The sequence below is a fragment of the Sphingobium sp. genome (assembly GCF_041987595.1).
GTDB lineage: Bacteria > Pseudomonadota > Alphaproteobacteria > Sphingomonadales > Sphingomonadaceae > Sphingobium.
Genome location: NZ_JBHIWJ010000195.1, coordinates 1 through 1,652, shown reverse-complemented (window position 1 = coordinate 1,652; position 1,652 = coordinate 1). Strand labels below are relative to the sequence as shown.

General features: G+C 64.9%; 2 protein-coding genes. Both read right to left on the bottom strand.

Annotated elements, in window-relative coordinates:
* Nucleotides 1-100: 100 nt before the first annotated feature.
* Complete coding sequence (locus ACFC3J_RS22675; RefSeq protein ID WP_044662241.1) at nucleotides 101-544, bottom strand: nuclear transport factor 2 family protein; 444 nt, start codon at nucleotides 542-544, stop codon at nucleotides 101-103.
* 141 nt (nucleotides 545-685) lie between these two features.
* Nucleotides 686-1,652 (bottom strand): PQQ-binding-like beta-propeller repeat protein (locus ACFC3J_RS22670; RefSeq protein WP_375198170.1); only part of this gene is annotated, 967 nt, incomplete at its 5' end.

The window sequence follows — 1,652 nt, the reverse complement described above, 5'->3', positions numbered from 1 at the left end:
GCCCGGCGCGGGCTGTTGGATCGGCGCATGCCCGATCGCGAAATTTTCCGCCTGCGCGATTCCCGCCGGACGCGACGTCAACAGGACCTGACGGTTGAGATCAGTCATCCAGCCCTGCCTTGACCATGGTGAACTTTCGACGGGAAATCTTCCAGCCGTCCGATGTGCGGACCAGGCAATCGTCATAATAGCCGGCCGCGCGATGGGTGACGCCCCCTTGGGCCGCCTCCGGCAGGATTGCGTCGACATAGCTGCGCGCGTGCACCTGGTCGTCGCGCTTCTCTATCACGATATTAGTGATGCGGTGCAGCGTCGGCCCCATGTGGCGGTGCGCATCGGCCATATATTCGGCGATTTCGCGCGGTCCGCGCCAATGTCCGAAGCTGCCGTAATCGGTCTCGCAATCCTGGGCGAAGCAGGTCCGGAAAAGCGGCCAGTCCCGCGTGTCGATACTGGTGGCGTAACGCAGCAGCACATGTTTGATCTCGCGTTCATCGTCGGCGCCGACGGGCAAGCGTCTCACCAGACCGCCATGTGCAGACATGTTTTCCTCCCCTTGTTTCCCGAAGAAACATAAAGCCCCTTAGGCCAATCTTGCCCGCCAAAGGATAGGATTGGGCGGCATCTTCCCGCGATTCGTCGCGTTTACTTGGCTAGTGTTGAGGCGCCCGTTTCTCGCTTCCCGCTATTTCTTGGGCAGGGCATAGGCGATCAACGCATCGCTCGCACCTGACAGCATGGCGCCGTGTCCGCCCGAGGCGATCACCACGAACTGGCGTCCGCTGGCATTCGACCAATAGGTGGTGGGGGAGGCGTTGCCACCCGCCGGCAAGCGCGCCTTCCACAGCAACCGGCCGGTCGTGGTTTCATAGGCGCGGAACATATGCTCCTGGGTCGCACCGATGAAGGTGAGGCCGCTCGCGGTCGCCACCGACCCGCCGATATTGGGCACACCCATGGGAATCGGCACGAAGGTCGGCAGGGCCAGCGGGCCGCTGTCGCGCGAGGTGCCGAACAGTTGGCTCCACACCAGCTTGCCGGTCTTCAGGTCTACCGCGTTGATTCGGCCATAGGGGGGCTGCTGGCACGGAATGGCGAGCGGGGAGAGGAAGGGCGCGATATGGGCGGCATAGGCCACGCCCATCTGGGCGACGGGGCCACCGACATCGCTCATATGGGCGGCGGTCATCGGCCTGATGCCCTGCCGGTCCGCAACGGCGCGGGGAATCAGGCGGTTATAGTTGCCGACCTGATTGTTGTTAACGATCATCAGGCCGCGCCGGGGGTCGACCGATACGCCGCCCCAGTCGATGCCGCCCAGGTAGCCGGGCCAGGTGAGGGTTGGATGCTCCGTCGACAGCGGGGTCATGTCCCCGTCGAAGCGGGCCTGGCGGAAGCGGATGCGGCACATCGCCTGGTCGATCGGCGTCAGGCCCCACATGCCCTTTTCCGTCGGACGCGGACCGCCGAAACTGGGCATGCCGACCGAATAGGGCTGGGTTTTCGAAAGGCGTTCGCCGGGAACGGCGCCCTGCGGGACGGGGCGTTCCTCCACCGGCAGAATGGGCTTGCCAGTCGCCCGGTCGAGGAAGAAAATCTCCCCACGCTTGGTCGGCTGGAGCAGGCCGCGCACGCCGCCGGGCAGGTCGACC